18 protein-coding genes are annotated in these 16332 nt (G+C 64.8%); 10 read left to right on the forward strand and 8 right to left on the reverse strand.

Features of this window, described 5'->3' with window-relative positions; genetic code table 11:
- Nucleotides 1-40: 40 nt before the first annotated feature.
- Complete coding sequence (hisF, locus tag AArc1_RS09960; protein ID WP_117364228.1) at nucleotides 41-856, reverse strand: imidazole glycerol phosphate synthase subunit HisF; 816 nt, start codon at nucleotides 854-856, stop codon at nucleotides 41-43.
- A gap of 269 nt (nucleotides 857-1125) precedes the next feature.
- On the opposite strand from hisF, the gene AArc1_RS09965 reads away from it, so the two are divergent.
- Nucleotides 1126-1314, forward strand: coding sequence for a DUF7550 family protein (locus AArc1_RS09965; protein ID WP_117364229.1), 189 nt, complete (start codon nucleotides 1126-1128; stop codon nucleotides 1312-1314).
- Nucleotides 1315-1323: 9 nt separating this feature from the next.
- Here AArc1_RS09965 and AArc1_RS09970 read toward each other — a convergent pair whose 3' ends face one another.
- Both AArc1_RS09970 and AArc1_RS09975 read right to left on the reverse strand, forming a co-directional pair.
- The gene (locus AArc1_RS09970; protein ID WP_117364230.1) at nucleotides 1324-1545 is read right to left on the reverse strand and encodes a ribbon-helix-helix domain-containing protein; all 222 of its coding nucleotides are present in this window, start codon (nucleotides 1543-1545) and stop codon (nucleotides 1324-1326) included.
- Nucleotides 1546-1657: 112 nt separating this feature from the next.
- A complete protein-coding gene (locus tag AArc1_RS09975; protein ID WP_117364231.1) occupies nucleotides 1658-1957 on the reverse strand; it encodes a hypothetical protein in 300 nt (99 codons plus the stop codon).
- A 250-nt stretch (nucleotides 1958-2207) separates the two neighbouring features.
- On the opposite strand from AArc1_RS09975, the gene AArc1_RS09980 reads away from it, so the two are divergent.
- The 3 genes from AArc1_RS09980 to menD are packed head-to-tail and all read left to right on the forward strand — an operon-like array spanning nucleotide 2208 to nucleotide 5991.
- Complete coding sequence (locus AArc1_RS09980) at nucleotides 2208-2804, forward strand: sulfite oxidase-like oxidoreductase (RefSeq protein WP_117365855.1); 597 nt, start codon at nucleotides 2208-2210, stop codon at nucleotides 2802-2804.
- Nucleotides 2805-2836: 32 nt separating this feature from the next.
- Complete coding sequence (locus AArc1_RS09985) at nucleotides 2837-4186, forward strand: isochorismate synthase (RefSeq protein ID WP_117364232.1); 1350 nt, start codon at nucleotides 2837-2839, stop codon at nucleotides 4184-4186.
- Nucleotides 4183-5991, forward strand: coding sequence for a 2-succinyl-5-enolpyruvyl-6-hydroxy-3-cyclohexene-1-carboxylic-acid synthase (gene menD, locus AArc1_RS09990; protein ID WP_117364233.1), 1809 nt, complete (start codon nucleotides 4183-4185; stop codon nucleotides 5989-5991). Before AArc1_RS09985 ends, menD begins: the two co-directional genes overlap by 4 nt.
- A 6-nt stretch (nucleotides 5992-5997) precedes the next feature.
- Here menD and AArc1_RS09995 read toward each other — a convergent pair whose 3' ends face one another.
- Nucleotides 5998-6894: a J domain-containing protein gene (locus AArc1_RS09995; protein ID WP_117364234.1), complete on the reverse strand. Its 897-nt coding sequence runs from the start codon at nucleotides 6892-6894 to the stop codon at nucleotides 5998-6000.
- Nucleotides 6895-7070: 176 nt separating this feature from the next.
- Entirely contained in the window at nucleotides 7071-7835 is a 765-nt protein-coding gene (locus tag AArc1_RS10000; protein ID WP_117364235.1) for a class I SAM-dependent methyltransferase, read from the reverse strand.
- A 96-nt stretch (nucleotides 7836-7931) separates the two neighbouring features.
- Between AArc1_RS10000 and AArc1_RS10005 the strand changes: the two genes are divergently transcribed.
- The 6 genes from AArc1_RS10005 (at nucleotide 7932) to AArc1_RS10030 (ending at nucleotide 13975) form a co-directional block, all read left to right on the forward strand.
- Nucleotides 7932-8825, forward strand: coding sequence for a 1,4-dihydroxy-2-naphthoyl-CoA synthase (locus AArc1_RS10005; protein ID WP_117364236.1), 894 nt, complete (start codon nucleotides 7932-7934; stop codon nucleotides 8823-8825).
- Nucleotides 8826-9072: 247 nt separating this feature from the next.
- On the forward strand, nucleotides 9073-10020 hold the full coding sequence (locus AArc1_RS10010) for a 1,4-dihydroxy-2-naphthoate polyprenyltransferase (protein ID WP_117364237.1): 948 nt from the start codon (nucleotides 9073-9075) through the stop codon (nucleotides 10018-10020).
- Nucleotides 10017-11108 (forward strand): mandelate racemase/muconate lactonizing enzyme family protein, encoded by a 1092-nt coding sequence (locus tag AArc1_RS10015; RefSeq protein WP_117364238.1) that lies wholly within the window; start codon nucleotides 10017-10019, stop codon nucleotides 11106-11108. Before AArc1_RS10010 ends, AArc1_RS10015 begins: the two co-directional genes overlap by 4 nt.
- Complete coding sequence (menE, locus tag AArc1_RS10020; protein ID WP_394341215.1) at nucleotides 11096-12700, forward strand: o-succinylbenzoate--CoA ligase; 1605 nt, start codon at nucleotides 11096-11098, stop codon at nucleotides 12698-12700. The genes AArc1_RS10015 and menE overlap by 13 nt, the downstream gene beginning before the upstream one ends.
- A 78-nt stretch (nucleotides 12701-12778) precedes the next feature.
- Complete coding sequence (locus AArc1_RS10025) at nucleotides 12779-13552, forward strand: NRDE family protein (RefSeq protein ID WP_117365857.1); 774 nt, start codon at nucleotides 12779-12781, stop codon at nucleotides 13550-13552.
- Between the two features lie 72 nt (nucleotides 13553-13624).
- Nucleotides 13625-13975 (forward strand): helix-turn-helix transcriptional regulator, encoded by a 351-nt coding sequence (locus tag AArc1_RS10030; protein ID WP_117365858.1) that lies wholly within the window; start codon nucleotides 13625-13627, stop codon nucleotides 13973-13975.
- A gap of 106 nt (nucleotides 13976-14081) precedes the next feature.
- Here AArc1_RS10030 and AArc1_RS10035 read toward each other — a convergent pair whose 3' ends face one another.
- The 3 genes from AArc1_RS10035 to gatC all read right to left on the reverse strand — a co-directional run bounded on the left by AArc1_RS10035 (nucleotide 14082) and on the right by gatC (nucleotide 16118).
- On the reverse strand, nucleotides 14082-14486 hold the full coding sequence (locus tag AArc1_RS10035) for a hypothetical protein (RefSeq protein ID WP_117364239.1): 405 nt from the start codon (nucleotides 14484-14486) through the stop codon (nucleotides 14082-14084).
- An 82-nt stretch (nucleotides 14487-14568) separates the two neighbouring features.
- Nucleotides 14569-15837, reverse strand: a complete 1269-nt coding sequence (gatA, locus tag AArc1_RS10040; protein ID WP_117364240.1) for an Asp-tRNA(Asn)/Glu-tRNA(Gln) amidotransferase subunit GatA — start codon at nucleotides 15835-15837, stop codon at nucleotides 14569-14571.
- Nucleotides 15838-15839: 2 nt separating this feature from the next.
- Nucleotides 15840-16118, reverse strand: a complete 279-nt coding sequence (gene gatC, locus AArc1_RS10045; RefSeq protein WP_117364241.1) for an Asp-tRNA(Asn)/Glu-tRNA(Gln) amidotransferase subunit GatC — start codon at nucleotides 16116-16118, stop codon at nucleotides 15840-15842.
- Nucleotides 16119-16332: the final 214 nt, after the last annotated feature.

Raw genomic sequence — 16332 nt, forward strand, 5'->3', positions numbered from 1 at the left:
GACCGCGACGAAATAAGCGTATTGGAACGCGAGACGGGCGTTAGAATCGGACGGGGACCTCCCGCTCGTCGAGGATAGACTTCGTCTCCTCGATGGAATATTCGTCGAAGTGAAAGATAGAGGCGGCGAGACCAGCGTCAGCGCCGGCTTCGGTGAAGACGTCGTACATGTCTTCGGGGCTGCCACAGCCGGAGGAGGCGATGACGGGCGTGTCGACGGTGTCGCAGACGGCCTTGGTCAGTGGCAGATCGTAGCCGTCTTTGGTGCCGTCTTTGTCGATCGAGTTGACGAACAGCTCGCCCGCGCCGCGAGACTCGGCTTCTGCCGCCCACTCGAGGACGTCGATGCCGGTCCCCTCTCGGCCGCCTTTCTTGGTACACTCGAACCAGCAGGACTCGCCGTCCACCTCGACGTAGTGTTCGCCGCCCTCGTCGAACCGGCGGCGGGCATCGACGCTGATGACGATACACTGACTGCCAAATGCCTTCGCGCCCTCGTTGACGAGTTCGGGACGCTCGAGTGCGCCGGTGGTGATCGAGACCTTGTCCGCACCAGCGCGCAGGGTCTCTTTGATGTCGTCCGTGGTGCGGATTCCGCCGCCGACGGTCAGCGGGATGAACACCTCGTCGGCGACGCGCTCGACGACGTCGAGCATCGTCTCTCGCCCCTCCGCGGAGGCGGTGATGTCGAGGAAGACGAACTCGTCGGCCCCGGCCTCGTTGTACGCCTGCGCCATCTCGACGGGATCGCCGGTATATTTGAGATCCTCGAAGTGAACGCCGGTGTACACCGCCGGGTTCCCGTCTTCGTCCAGGTCGACGTCGATACACGGGATGATCCGCTTCGTCAGTACCATCTCTTATGCGTCCGTTGGCACCCGGGGTAGTAAAGGCGTCTGGATCGGTCGATTCTGGCCGCCAGCTTCGACGGTCCGGTCGAGCCCCGTGGTTCGTGCGTTGGTCAGGCCTCGAGCACCCGGTCGCTGATCGTCTCGATGGCGGCTTCGGCGGCGGCGATCGCCCGTACCCATTCGGTGCATACCGCCGCCGCGCTGTCGGGGGGAGCAAGGTTGTGGACTGGGTCGCTCCAGGTGGTTTTAAGACCTCGAGCGGGCAACGATCGGATATGGCAGACGATACCGAGTCTGCGGTGGACGAAGACTCCGCTGCGGACGTTGGACACGATGTCGAGGCGGAACGGACGACGGCGCCGATGAGTGACTACTCTTCGCGTGCCGTCGCAATCGGCTTTCTCGTGATGCTCATCGGCGTCGCAGTAACGTTCGGGATTCCGCTGGCAGGAGTTGGACTCTGAGAGAGAGAGTTAGAAGACGTACTCGTCGTCGTGGCCCATCATCCCGTCGTCTTCGAGGCCGCCGGTTGCTGGCTCTTCGTCATCCATCGGTCCACTCGTCTTGTAGGCTTTGATACCCGTCGAGAGGAGATCCTCGATGGCTTCCTCGCGGTTGACGAACTCACCACGCTCGACCATCTGGGCGATCTGCATCTCGAGGTGCTCCGGTATGGTGATCTCTACTTTCGGCATCTGATTCGGGTTTCGGCGAGGGGGTATATAGGTCTGACGGGGAGTGTATTCGCCTGCTCGTGAAAAGATCTCGGTCGTGTCGGCACGCCGATTCGGTGTGGTTCCTGGCTGGTCAACGGTTGCCCATCATCGAGTCGAGTGCGTTTTTTAGCGTCGTGCCGGGTTGTGTGATCGAGTCCAGTTGCTGGCGCATCTTCCGCTGGTTGAAGTAACTCGCGAACGCGAGGATCGTCGGCGGCCAGAGGCCGACGAACAGGCCGCGTTCTTTCTCACCTTGGAGGAAAAAGTAGTACCACGCCAGCCCGACCGATGCGGCCGAAGCGAGAAACGCAGGTCCCATTACCTGCTCGCCGACTTCCTCTGGTGTCTGTCCCGAACCTTCTCGTTCCGCCAGCTGCTGTTTACTCGCCATACATCGGGACAGTGGCACCAGACGCCACTAATTGGTGCCGAGGGTTTCGGAAGGTACCCGCAAATTGTGCTGCAACTGAACCCCTTTCAATCCGTTTCATCCCCGACGCATGCACCGCATTCTGCCATTACGCGGACCGAACGTGTGCCATCCGGAACGACGCAGCGTTCGGCCACGGTCGGTCGGTCGAACGTCACGCCGATGTGCGGTCGAACGTCACACCTACGTGTCCTCGAGCGAACTCACGTGTATGACCGTCGAAGACGTCACGGATCTGTACGAGGAGTTCGGCGACGAACGACTCCCGCCGGGACAGCGCGAGACCTCGGCGTTCCCGGTGCTCTCGAAAGGCGAAACGCCGCCGTTCGACCCTGATACGTGGGAGTTCACCGTCACCGGCGCCGTCGAAACCGAACTCTCGTTCACCTGGGACGAATTTTGCGACTTACCGAGTGTCACCCAACGTCAGGACTTTCACTGCGTAACCGGCTGGAGCAAGTTCGACTGTGAGTTCACCGGCGTTCCCTTGCTCGAGCTCGCCGACCGTGCCGGTGTCAGCGACGATGCCGTTCACATCATGTTCTCTGCGCTCGATGACTACACCACGGATCTCCCGCTCGAGGACTGCCTGCGCGAGGAGGTATTGTTCGCCTGGTCGTTCGACGGCGAGCCGCTGACTCCAGACCACGGCGGTCCGCTCCGCGTCGTCACGCCTCACCGATACGCGTACAAGGGGGCGAAGTGGGTCGACGGGATGGAGATTCTCACCACCGCCGAACGCGGTTACTGGGAACGGCGTGGCTACTCCCAGACCGCGAACCCGTGGCGAGAGGAGCGATATAGTTAGGCTGAAGGCGGACCGGTCCTGACCTTTCGTCGATGGAGCCGACGCCGGGTGAGAGTGGGCTGGCGGCAAACACTCCAGTGACCGCCGAGGAGTCGATCGAGCTGGTCAGTTACAGCCGCGCGCTCGAGGACGTATCCTTCGGCGCGATCGCCGACAGCGATGTAGCCCAGATCCAGTGGGCGACACCGGATGGACTCGAAACCGTCGGTCGAGGTGTCGCTGTCCGGTTGTCAGCAAGTGGCCCAGCCCGGTTCGACCGCATCCGTTCGCAAGCCGAGACAGTCCTCGGCGAGCTCGACCACAACGGTCCCGCGGTCGCCCGACCGCGGGCGTTCGGTGGCTTTGCATTTCACGACGAACGCGAGCCCGGGACGCCCTGGAACGGATTCGCCTCCGCCTCGTTCGTCGTTCCCCACGTGTTGCTCACCCGAAGTCCGGACGACGACGCCACCTGGCTGACCGTCGTCGGTGACGACACAGATGGCGTCCGCGACGCGCTCGAGGAGTGGTCCCAACGAGTCGACGACTATCCGACGATGCGAGCGAGCGGCCGGAGTCCAGGTGTCGACTCGACTCGACGGACGACCACGCCAGACAGGTGGGACGAGCAAGTCGATGGTGCCCTCGAGCGGATCGCCGACGGTAGCCTCACCAAGGTCGTCCTCGCACAGGCGTTGACTGTCGACCTCGAGGAACCGGTCGACGTTTCGGCGACGGTCGAACGACTCCGACGTCGCTATCCTAACTGTTATCGATTCCTGGTCAACGGCGGTGACGGTGCCACGTTCTTCGGCGCACCGCCGGAACGATTGGTCTCGAAACGGAATACCCGCGTCGAAACCGAGGCGCTTGCGGGCTCGGTCCCGCGCGGCGAGACGCCCGAGGCAGACGACGAGTACGCCGATCAACTGTTAGCCGACGAGAAGCTGCGTCACGAACACGAACTGGTCGTCGACGCGATCTGCACCCAGCTCGAGTCGTTCGTCTCCGATCTGTCGGTCGCCGATCGAACAATTCGACGACTCGCGAACATCCAGCACCTCTTGACACCGATTTCAGCGACGCTCGAGACGGATCACCACGTCCTCGAGTTGGTCGAGACACTGCATCCGACGCCAGCCGTCGGGGGTGTTCCGCCGGAGGTCGCCTGGGAGACGATCCGCGAGACTGAGTCGTTCGATCGCGGTTGGTACGCCGGGCCAGTCGGCTGGTTCGACGCAGCGGGCGACGGTGAGTTTGCCGTTGGCCTCCGTTCGGGCGTCGCCAGCGACGAAACGGTCACGCTCTTCGCTGGCAGCGGTATCGTTGCCGACAGCGACCCCACGGCAGAATGGGAGGAAGTACAGCTAAAGTTTCGCCCGGTTCTCGACGAACTCCGATGACTGCACCGAATCGCGCGACCCTGTGGGGTCGTACGCTCGTCGACGAACTCACAGCGGGTGGCCTCGAGGCCGTCTGTATTGCCCCGGGTAGTCGATCGACACCCCTGACGGTCGCGTTCGCCGAACATCCGGACGTCACCGTCTTCTCACACCTCGACGAGCGCTCGGCCGGATTCTTCGCGCTCGGTCGCGCGCGTCGCACGGGAGAGGCGACAGCCCTGGTCTGTACGTCCGGAACGGCGGCGGCGAACTTTCATCCGGCCGTGATGGAGGCCGATCAGGCGCGCGTTCCGCTGCTCGTGTTGACCGCCGACCGGCCACACGAACTTCGGGATAGCGGTGCAAACCAGACGGTCGACCAGGTCAAACTCTACGGCGATGCCGTCCGCTGGTATGCCGAACTTCCCGAACCAGAAGCCACCGAGCGGAAAGTCCGCAACCTCCGGACGACTGCGGCGCGGGCGCTCGCCGAGACGGTCGGCGTCGAGCCCGGCCCCGTCCATCTCAACTGTCCGTTTCGAAAGCCACTCGAGCCGACCTGTCGGCCGGGTGACGTTTCGGAGGCCTTCGGCGACACCCTGGCGGGACGCGGGCGTTCGGGTCCGTTCGTCGAGACGACTTCGGGGACGCGAACGCTCGAGAACGAACAGTACGATGCGCTCGTTGAGGCGCTCGAGCGTGCCGAACGCCCACTCATCGTCGCCGGCCCCGCAGATCCGGCCGACCTGACCACGCTCGATCCGGACACCGTCGTTCGCGTCGCCGACCGACTCGACGCACCGGTGTTCGCAGACTCGCTTTCGGGTGTGCGATTCGGTGCCCACGTCGACGCAGGCGATGGGGCCTCGAGTTCCGTCGTCGGTGGCTATGATTCCTACGTCGACGATCTTCCCGACCCCGACGTCGTCGTTCGGTTCGGCGCTTCGCCGACGTCGAAACCGCTGCGCCACGCCCTGCGAGACGCCGATGCCCGACAGTTCCTGATCGATCCGGCCGGCACGTGGCGTGAGGCGACGTTCACCGCGACTGACTTGCTCGCGGCGTCACCTGGTCCCGTCTTTGAGGGACTTCTCGAGCGGCTCGACGCCGGAGCCGAGACGACCGCGAACGACGAGTGGCTCGCCAACGTTCAGGCTGCAGAACGTCGCCACTGGGCGATTCGGGACGACGCGCTGGCGGTCGACACACTCGAGGACGAGCCGTTCGAAGGGGCGATTCTGGCGTCGGTCTTCGAGTGTGTGCCCGAGACGGCGACCCTCTTCGTCTCTAACAGTATGCCGATCCGCGACGCCGACCGGTTCGCCCGGCCGCGCGCCGCCGATCTCACCGTGCTCGCCAACCGCGGTGCGAGCGGGATCGACGGCATCGCGAGTACGGCCCTCGGCGCTGGCAGCGCACTCGACACTGACGAACCGCTTGTACTCGTCACCGGCGATCTCGCGTTCTATCACGACTCGAACGGCCTACTCGCGGTCGACCGCTGCGGAGTCGACGCGACGATCGTCGTCCTCGACAACGACGGTGGCGGTATCTTCCACAAACTCCCGATCGAGGAGTTCGAGCCGCCGTTTACCGAGCAGTTCAAAACACCCCACGGCCTCGAATTCGAGGCCCTCGCGGAACTGCACGGCCTCGAGTTCGAGCGCGTCGACCCAACTGGATTCGAGGCTGCCTATCAGCGGTCGCTCGAGCAGGCGGGAACGCAGGTGCTCGCCGTCGAGTTCGACGCGGAAGCGAGCCACCGACGCCGTGAAGAACTCAGAGAGCAGGTTCGAGACGCGGTTCGGTCGACCCGCGACGCGTAGCTGAATTTAGGGCCGAAGGGCCCACCAGAGGCCGATCGCGTAGCCGAAAGGGATCCAGGTAAACCCCAGTGCGACCAGCCCGACGACCGAGAGTGGGGAACTCACGTCGAACGCGACCAGTCCGACGGGAATCAACAGACTCCAGGAGCCGAACGTCACGGCGGCGATGCGGGGCCACGTAAGCAGGTATGCGACGATACCGAGCGTACACGCCGCGACGACGGCGTTCACGGCGAGTGGGAACGCAGCTGTCAGGCTCGAGGCGACGAACGCCGGGTAGAGCAGCCAGAGACAGCCGAGAGTGACCGCCGTCGTCTGAGTCAGTGGTCGCCTGTCTCGTTCGAGGCTGACCTCGCCGTCCCAGTTGTGGACGGCGTACTGGAACGTCGAACCGCCATCGTCCGCCATACCATCTGAACTGGTGGTCGTGTCCTCGCCGCTGTGGGTGGTTTTGCTGTCGTCACTTCGGGTGGACGCGTCGGTCGTCCCGGACGGCCAGTTGCCCGACGCACGACGCCGGGCGGTTCGCCGTCGGCGCTCGCGTCGGTGTCGCGCGTGGTGGCTTTCACCCCGGCCTCGAGAGCCGTGTCCACCGCCGGAAGCGCTGTCCGTCGACCGTACTCGCTCGGCAGCGGCCTGCGGGTCGTCGCTTGGACTACGTTCCTCGCTGCCGTCGATGAACCGGACGTACGCGTCGTGTCCGAGCCTGTCGTATCGTGCCCGTTCGGTCTCATCGGTGAGGACCGCGTTCGCCTGCGAGACGCGTTTGAACGCGTCCGCCGCATCTGGGGCGTCGTTGTGGTCCGGGTGCGTCTCGAGGACGCGCTCGCGGTAGGCCGACCGGATCTCCTCGCGACTCGCGTCGGGGGCGACCTCGAGTATCTCGTAGTACGTCTCGCCCATCGCGCTGGTGTCGATACATCTTCTTCGGTGAAAATCTCTCGCACTGATCAGTTGTGGCTGTGATCTGGATCGAATCCTGAACGGGCGAACTCGCCCACATAAACTCCATGGTGCTGTATCAAATCGGGTTCAGCATGGTCCCGTTCGCTCTGGCACTCAAACCTGACTATCAGGTCCTATGGCGACCAACGCGCCCGAATCAGCGCTTTTCGATTCGAAAAAGAGACGACGGTTTCGTCCTCGACGACGATCTCGAGGATCGATTTCACCTCTTCGGGAGCCTCGAGCAGAAGCGACTCGACGCGGTCGCGACGCGCGGTTGATGGTGAAAGCCGGTCGACCCACGGCTCGAACTCGAGGGTTGTCCGTACCTGATGGACTGCCTCGAGTTCGAATCCGCGCTCGGTGAGCCAGTCGTCCCACCGTTCGGTTGGGTGCGATCGCACGTGCGACGGATCGCGAAGGCGCTCGACACGGTCGAGAAGGGCGTCGACTGCAGGGTCTTCGGGCGCGACGGTGTCCTCGAAGGCGAACGTCCCACCCGGTCGGAGAACGCGAGCCACTTCGTCGACGAACGCGTCGGGGGCTGGGAAGTGATGGGCGGCGATCCGGCAGGCGACGGCGTCGAAGGCGTTCTCGTCGAACGGTATCCTGGCAGCGTCGGCGACGACCCCCTCGAGGCCCGCGAACGCCTCGAGCGCGGTCGCGATCATCCGAGAGGAGGCGTCTGCGGCGACCACTCGCGAAACGCCTCGCTCGGCGATCGCGCCAGCCGTGTGGCCCGCGCCGGTGGCGACGTCCAGGGCGACGCTGGCATCGCCACACCACGTCGCGAGTTGCTCGAGATCGTCGCCCTCGCGGTGGGTGTCACTCTCGAGGTAGGCGTCGGCAGCGTCGTCGAACGACGCGACGTCGTCGGGTGGTTCGTCGTCACGTGGCATTCGTTTTCGTTCGAGACGGTCGCCATCGGCTTGATCGTACCGACGGTCGCTGTCCGACGAGAATCTATTTCACGTCACGCACGTCACACTCGAGCAATGGTTTCGGAACTCTTCGACGCCGAGCAGTGGGAACCGGTCGACGATCTGAACGACGACTTTCGGGATATCACGTACCACCGTGCGGTCGATTCGGGGACGGTACGGATCGCCTTCGACCGCCCCGAGGTTCGCAACGCGTTCCGACCGGGGACCGTCGACGAACTGTACGACGCGCTCGAGCACGCCAAAAGACAGACCGACGTGGGCTGTGTGCTTCTGACCGGGAACGGTCCGTCGCCGAAAGACGGTGGCTGGGCGTTCTGTTCGGGGGGCGACCAGACAATCCGTGGCGACGACGGCTACCAGTACGAAGGAGACGAAGCGCGGGCATCGGAACAGGGTCGATTGCACATCCTCGAGGTCCAACGCCTGATTCGGCACATTCCGAAAGTCGTCGTCTGCGTCGTCCCCGGCTGGGCCGTCGGCGGCGGCCACTCGTTGCACGTCGTCTGTGACATGACCCTCGCGAGTGCGGAACACGCCAAATTCCTCCAGACCGACCCCGACGTGGCCAGTTACGACGCCGGTTTCGGTTCGGCGTATCTCGCCAAACAGATCGGCCAGAAGAAAGCGCGCGAGGTGTTCTTCCTCGGGAAGACCTACAGCGCCGACGAGGCCGCCGAGATGGGGATGGTCAACGACGTCGTACCCCACGACGAACTCGAGGAAACTGCCCTCGAGTGGGGCGAACGGATCAACGAAAAGAGCCCGACGGCAATGCGGATGCTCAAGTACGCGTTCAACATGACCGATGACGGCATGATCGGCCAGCAGGTGTTCGCCGGCGAGGCGACCCGACTCGGATACATGACCGACGAAGCCAAAGAGGGTCGGGACGCGTTCGTCGAAAGCCGTGATCCGGAGTTCGACGACTACCCCTGGCACTACTGACGAGCGGTCGTCCCGGTCTCTCGAGCAAAGCCGGTATCGATTGGTGCGGCCTGTGACCTGATCGTGTCGGCCGACCGAACGCAACTGTCAGGTCCGCCCATCCGCGCTCACTGCACACGACTACAGCTCGAGCGAAGCTGAACGACCGAAGCCAGTCACGGCCAGTCGACACAATCGGGACGACGAACCGGTATTCCTCGCGGCCAATGCCAACGTTGACACTCCCTCGAGTCGGACACTCGAGCAAATGAGCACCGTCGAGGCAGACGTATCGCGGACGAAAGCGTGGGTGATGGCTGCCCGTCCGCAGACGCTCCCTGCGGCCGCTGCGCCGGTGATCGTCGGCACGGCGCTTGCCGTTCACGAGGGCGTCTTCGCGCCGTTACCGGCGTTATTCGCGTTCGTCGGCGCCGCGTTGATCCAGGTTGGAACGAACTTTGCGAACGATTACTACGACGCGATCAAGGGGGCCGACACCGACGACCGGGAGGGGTTCACGCGCGTCACACAGTCAGGACTTATCGCGCCATCGCAGGTGAAGCGGGCGACGATCGTGACGTTCGCGCTGGCGATCCTCTCGGGAACGTATCTCGTCTCCGTCGGCGGGTTACCGATCCTCGTTATCGGACTCGTGAGCGTGCTCTGCGGCTGGGCCTACACGGGCGGGCCGTATCCCCTCGGCTATCACGGTCTCGGTGATCTGTTCGTCTTCGTCTTCTTCGGGATCATCGCCGTGATGGGGACGTTCTACGTACAGGCTGTGGCTGTCGCACCCGTCGGGGCGTTTCCGACGACGATCCCGCCGGGAACCGTTACACTGGAGGCGTTCATCGCGAGCCTGCCCATCGCAGCCATTTCCACGGCCATCATCGTCGTGAACAACGTCCGGGACAAAGAGACCGACGAGGTGGCCGGCAAGCGGACGCTCGCGGTTCGGCTGGGCTATCGCTGGAGCCGCGTCGAGTACGTTGCGCTGTTTGCACTCGCGTATCTCGTTCCCGTCTGGCTCTGGCTCGACGGCGGCTTCGGACTCGGCGTGCTGGCACCGCTAGTTACCGTTCCGTACGCCGCTGTCCTCGCTCGAACGCTCTGTACGCGAACGGATGGAGAGGCGCTCAACCCGGCGCTCGAGGGCACCGGCAAACTCCTTGCCATGTACGCGGTCCTCTTCGCCGCTGGAGTCGTGATCGTATGACGACGTCGTCGACCGACGAGCTACAACTCGAGTATCGTCCGTTCTCCGTCAGACTCGAACGCCCGCTCCGAACGGGCCACGGCTCGATCGAGAGCCGCGACGGATTCCTTGTGCGCGTGACAGAGGCGGACGACGGTGGAATCGACTCCCCCACCGGCCGACCGGTTGGTTTCGGTGAGGCGACGCCGCTTTCAGGCTGGACCGAATCGTACGCCGACTGCAAAGGGGCACTCGAGCAGGCCCAGGCCGCGTTTCAGGCTGGTGGACCGGAGGCCGCACTCGAGGCCGTCGACGAACGGAGTGCCGCCAGACACGGAGTGACCCTCGCACTCGCGGACTTCCAGGCGAGGCGGACTGCAACCCCGCTGTACCGGTATCTCGGACAGGGACCGATGGTCGCTCGCATCCCGGTGAACGCGACGATCGGCGACGGCACTCCCGCCGACACTGCGGCCGACGCCGCCCGAGCCGTGGCGGACGGCTTTCGGTGTTGTAAACTCAAAGTCGGGGCACGGTCCGTCTCCGAGGACGTCGAGCGCGTCCGGCAGGTTCGCGATGCAGTCGGCCCCGAGGTCGAACTCCGCGTCGACGCGAACGAGTCCTGGACCTACGACGAGGCCGGCACTGCCATCGAGCACTTCGCCGATTTCGAGGTCTCGCTGCTCGAGCAACCGCTCCCTGCGGGGGCACTCGAGGGCCACGCCACGCTCCGGGGCAACGGTGTCCCCATCGCACTCGACGAGGGGGTGCTCGAACACGGCGTGGACGCGATCTGTCGCGCCGGCGCGGCGGACGCCGTCGTCCTGAAGCCGATGGCGCTCGGGGGTGTCGACGTCGCCCGGCGAGTCGCCGCCTGGGTGACCGAACTCGGGGTGGTACCGATCGTGACGACGACGATCGACGCCGTCGTCGCTCGGACCGGAGCCGTCCACCTCGCGGCGGCGATCCCCGACGTCCCCGCCTGTGGGGTCGCGACCGGCGACTTGCTCGCCGAGGATCTCGCCAGGGATCCCGTTCTCCTCGAGAACGGCTCGGCCGTCGTCCCGCAGACGAAAGGCCTCGGCGTCGAGGGGGTGTGGACGGAGTGACACCGATAGACTGGCCGACGCGAGACCTCCTCGCCCACCGCGTCGACGCGACGCCACAACGCACGGCACTGGTCGACGTCGCGACCGACGAGTCGTGGTCGTATCGGGAGTTCGACGACCGCGTCGACGCCGTCGCCAGCACGCTCGAGGCGACGGGGCTCGGCCGAGGCGACCGTCTTGGTGTCCTGATGGACACCAGGCCAGCGTTCGCCGTGGTCTGTTTTGCCGCGTTGCGACTGGGCGTGACCGTCGTCCCGTTGAACGTTCGCGAGACAGAACCGGAACTCGTCTCGAAAGCCGATCGAACGACCCTCACAGCGCTGGTCTGCGAACGCGACACCGAGGCCGTCGCGCTGGACGTGGCCGACGCGGCCGACGCCTCGTGTTACTCGGTCGACGATCCGGATGCCGACCGGACGCAACCGGTATCGATCGCTCCCAAACGTGAGCAGTCGGTCGATCCCGTCGACGTAACACGCGACACCGAGGCGGTAATCATGTTCACCTCGGGGACCTCGGGCGAGCCCAAGGGTGTTCGGTTGACGATCGGCAATCTGGTCGCCAGCGCGACGGCCTCGGCGTTCCGTCTCGGGGTCGATCCGGACGACCGATGGCTCTGTTGTCTCCCGATGTACCACATGGGCGGGCTCGCACCCGTGCTTCGGTCGACGCTCTACGGGACCACCGTCGTCGTCCAGCGCGCGTTCGACGCCGAGTCGACGGCACGCGTGATCGACGCTCGAGCCGTCACGGGCGTCTCGCTCGTTCCGACGATGGTAACGCGGCTGCTCGAGGCGGGCTGGCAGCCCCCCGAATCGCTTCGATCCGTCCTCCTCGGGGGCGCACCGGCCTCGAGCGAGCTGCTCGAGCGGTGTCGCGAGCGATCGGTTCCGGTCTATCCGACCTACGGGATGACCGAGACGGCCTCACAGATCGCGACGGCGACACCCGAGGAGACACAGCAGTACCCGGGGACGGTCGGCCAGCCGCTCGCGTTCACGGACGTCTCGGTCGTCGACGACGATGGCTCGCCGGTCGAGTCGGGCGAGCGGGGAGAACTGGTCGTCTCCGGGCCGACGGTGACGCCGGGCTATCTCGAGTCCGACCATACGACGGCGGCGTTCACCGACCGGGGACTTCGGACGGGCGACATCGGACACCGCGATCAGGACGGCTATCTCTGGATCTCGAATCGCCGTAGCGACCGGATCGTCACGGGCGGAGAGAACGTCGATCCCGGTGAAGTGATCGAGGCGCTGTGTACACACTCCCGCGTCGAGGCCGCGGCGGTCGTCGGCCTCCCCGACGAGGAGTGGGGCGAGCGCGTCGCTGCAGTGGTCGTTTTCGACTCGAGTCCGAACACCGGTGATTCGAACGCAGGCGCTACGAACGGTGCCAGCGAGACCGCCGACGATGGTCTCGCTGTCGCGTCGCTGCTCGCCCACTGCGACGGTCGGCTCGCTGGATTCAAGCAGCCGAAGACGGTCGCCGTTACCGACGCGCTCCCCCGAACGGCCTCGGGTACCGTCGACCGGGACGCGGTGCGGGCGCTCCTGAGTGAGCGAGGTGTCGACGTCTCGGAACTGCGCTGACTCGAGCCGCCGGTGAGACGACGGTTCTGGAAGCTCGAGTCGTCCGAACTTAAGGGGGCTGCGTCCCTATTCTCGACCGTGTGTACGCTTGCTCTCGCCTGGGAAGTCTTCGACGATGCGCCGGTCGCCGTCGCCGCGAACCGCGACGAATCGCTCGAGCGTAAGTCACGACCACCGGAACTCTACCGGGAGGAGCCGCTGGTCGTCGCCCCACGAGATGCTGCGGCAGGTGGCACCTGGATCGGCGTCAACGAACACGACGTCGTCGTCGGCATCACGAACAAGTGGAACGACGCGGATCTCGCCGGCGAGCGCTCGCGGGGGCTGCTCGTCGCGGACACCCTCGAGGCAGCGTCTGCGACCGACGCGGCGTCGATCGTCGAGGCCGAGACAGCGTCGACCGAGTACGAGGGATTCTACCTGGTCGTCGCCGACGCGAGCGACGCGTTCTGCTACGAGTGGAACGGTGAGCTGGCTCGCATCGATTTCGAGCCCGGCGTCCACGTCGTGGTCAACGCAGCGGTCGACGACCACGTGGACGCACCTGCGACCCGGACCGACGCGGCTCGGGCGCAGGCTCGAAACGGGCAGGCGGTGCGGCGAGCCCTCGCGACCGAGTCAGATGAAACGGTCGATGAGTGGCTCGAGCGAGCCGGTGGCGTCCTCGGCGACCACGAGTACGGCGTCTGTATCCACCGGGAGGGGTTCGGGACTCGCTCTTCGTCGCTGATCGCCACCGGCGAGGCGAGCACGTATCGGTTTGCCTCTGGGTCACCGTGTCGCAGCACCTACGAACCGGTCGTCGTCGCGGATCGACTCGAGGCGGACGGGGACGTCGAAGGCCACATTTAAGCAGCTTCCGGTCCCTCGTAGTGATATGGACGAACTCCTGCCTGTCGCGCCGAGCATGGAGGGGTGGTCACGGTGAGCATCTCCGCACTTGAGGCGGAACTCTCCGAGGACGAACGCGCTGGTCTCGAACTCGTTCGCGAGAGCGGCGGCATCCACCAGAGCGACTTCTGGAAAGAACTCGACGTCTCCTCACGAAAGGGCAGTCGGATCGTCGAGTCGCTCGTCGAGAAGGATCTCGTCGACCGCGAAGAGACGGTGTACGCCGGACACAACACCTACTACATCACGCCGATGGCTCGCGATCTCGATTTCACGCTGTTGATGGCCGGCGATATGCTCTCGCCGTTTATCGGCGAAGAGGAAGTCGACCCCAATAGCGACGCCTTCTCGCAGTGGATCATGAACCTCGCCTACCAGGAGTAATCCTGGGTCGAGAGAAACGCACAGTAGCTGGTTGCGACCGAGTCATTTTTCGCCGCGGACTCGAGAGCCGGTACGCGAGCGTCATGCCAACACGTCCTACGTTGGGTTACTCGTACCTGAGAGGGTGTTCGATACGAACGAACGGGTCGCGGTCGCACTCGGGGGTGCCGTCGACCGCCTCGACGATTCGGCGGTGGACTGCTCGAGCGGCTCGGTCTTCGTCGGCAGCTATGTTGTGCTCGTGGCGAAGCTCACTCCAGAGGTCACGTTCGAGCCAGTACAGGACCTCGCGGTCCGACTGGAACACCAACTCGTCGGCGTCGGCGAGTTCGTCCACCGTCAGCCGGTGACTCGAGAGCTGAACTCTCGCCAGGACGGCAACGAGCTGGCGTTTCGAAACCGGTGCATCGAGGGCGACGTCGTCGAGCGTCTCACCGAAGTAGTCTTCGACGAGATCACACGCTCTCGAGAACTCGCCGAACGTGACCTCCGTCTCTTCTGTGAGTATCATGGGCTTGCGGGGACTGTATACCGTAGTCGACCACTATCGTGAAGAAAAACTTATCGGCAGTTTTCCAGGAGGTGTCTGCGAGTCACTCGAGGGCGCTCGCAGCGCGAATCAGCGTCCGCTCGTCGAACGCTGGGCCGACGAGCTGGAGACCGACCGGGAGGCCGTCGGTTTCGCCCGCGGGGACGGAGATCGCCGGCAGATCCGCGAGGTTGACTGGCACCGTGTTGGCGTCGGCGAGGTACATCTGGAGGGGGTCGTCGAGGCTCTCGCCGAGTTCGAACGGCGGGACGGGCATCGTCGGCGAGGCGAGGACGTCCGCGTCGGAGAGCGCCTCGTCGAAGTCCTGTTTGACCCACGCTCGTGCGTCCTGGGCCTTCTTGTAGTACTTGTCGTGATAGCCCGCCGAAAGGGCGTACGTTCCGAGGAGGATTCGGCGTTTGACCTCGTCGCCGAAGCCTTCCTGGCGAGCCGCCGAGAACGCCTCGTTCCAGTTTCCGTCGTAGCCGCCGGAGTGACCGTAGCGGACGCCGTCGAACCGGGCGAGGTTCGAGGAGGCCTCCGACATCGCGATCACATAGTAGGCTTCGACGGCGTGTTCGACCGACGGCAGCGACACGTCGTGAGTGGATGCGCCCTGATCCTCGAGGTCGCCGATGGCGTCCCAGAACGTCTCGACGACGCCCTCGTCTGCGCCCTCGAGCAGTTCCGTTGGGATGCCGATCGAGAGCCCGTCGACGTCGCCCGTCGCAGCGTCCGCGTACGTCGTCTCGTCACCGTCCGCACGTGTGGTGGCGTCTCGCTCGTCGCTCCCGGCGATCACCTCGAGCAGCGAGGCGGCGTCCTCGACGCTGTTCGCGAAGGGGCCGATCTGCTCTAAGCTGTTACCGTAGGCGACGAGGCCGTATCGGGAGACGAGTCCGTAGGTGGGTTTGATGCCGACGACGCCGCAGAACGCGGCCGGACAACGGATCGAGCCACCGGTGTCCGAACCGAGTGCGAGATCGGCTTTACCGGCTGCTACGGCCGCCGCCGAGCCCCCAGAGGAACCGCCGGGGACGTGACCGGGTGCCGCAGGGTTGTCGACCGAACCGAAGTACGAGGTCTCGTTGGTCGTCCCCATTCCGAACTCGTCCATGTTCGCTTTGCCGACGATCGTTGCGCCCGCCTCTTTGAGTCGGGTGACGACTGTCGCGTCGTACGGTGGGACGTACTCTTCGAGCATCGCCGACCCGCACGTGGTCCTGACACTGGCGGTCGAGATGTTGTCCTTGACGGCGACGGTCTGACCGGCGAGCGGACCGTCCGCAGCGCCGTCGATCGTCTCTTCGGTGATAAATATGTTCTCGGACATGATCAGGAGACGTTCGGACCTTTGAAGTAGTCGTCCTCGGGTTCCGGCGCGTTCCGAAGTGCCGCCTCGCTATCGAGTGACTCGCGTTCTTCGTCGGGGCGCATCACGTTCGCGAGAGGGGCCTCTCGGTCGACCGCTGGCACCTCGTCGAGCGTCTCGAAGTACTCGAGAATGTCCGCGAACTGCCGGGTGAACCGGTCGACCTCGTCGTCTGCGAGATCGACGCGAGCCAGCTCCGCGACGTGGCGGACCTCCTCTGAACTGACGGCGTCTTCGCTCATACGTGTGAGAATCCGACTGTGGAGAGTAAGGGTTTCGATGTGTGGTTCGACGCTCGAGGCGCGGTCGCTGTAAGCGAGCGATACTGGCAGGCAGGCTCCGAGACCACGTGTCGACTCTCGGTGAGTGTTAGCCGCTGTACGGGTCGAACACCACCGCAGTTTTTAAGTAATTAAGGCCCGTCAATTAGGGGCACGGTAGGCGGTTTCGATCGAG

The sequence above is a fragment of the Natrarchaeobaculum sulfurireducens genome (assembly GCF_003430825.1).
Lineage (GTDB): Archaea > Halobacteriota > Halobacteria > Halobacteriales > Natrialbaceae > Natrarchaeobaculum > Natrarchaeobaculum sulfurireducens.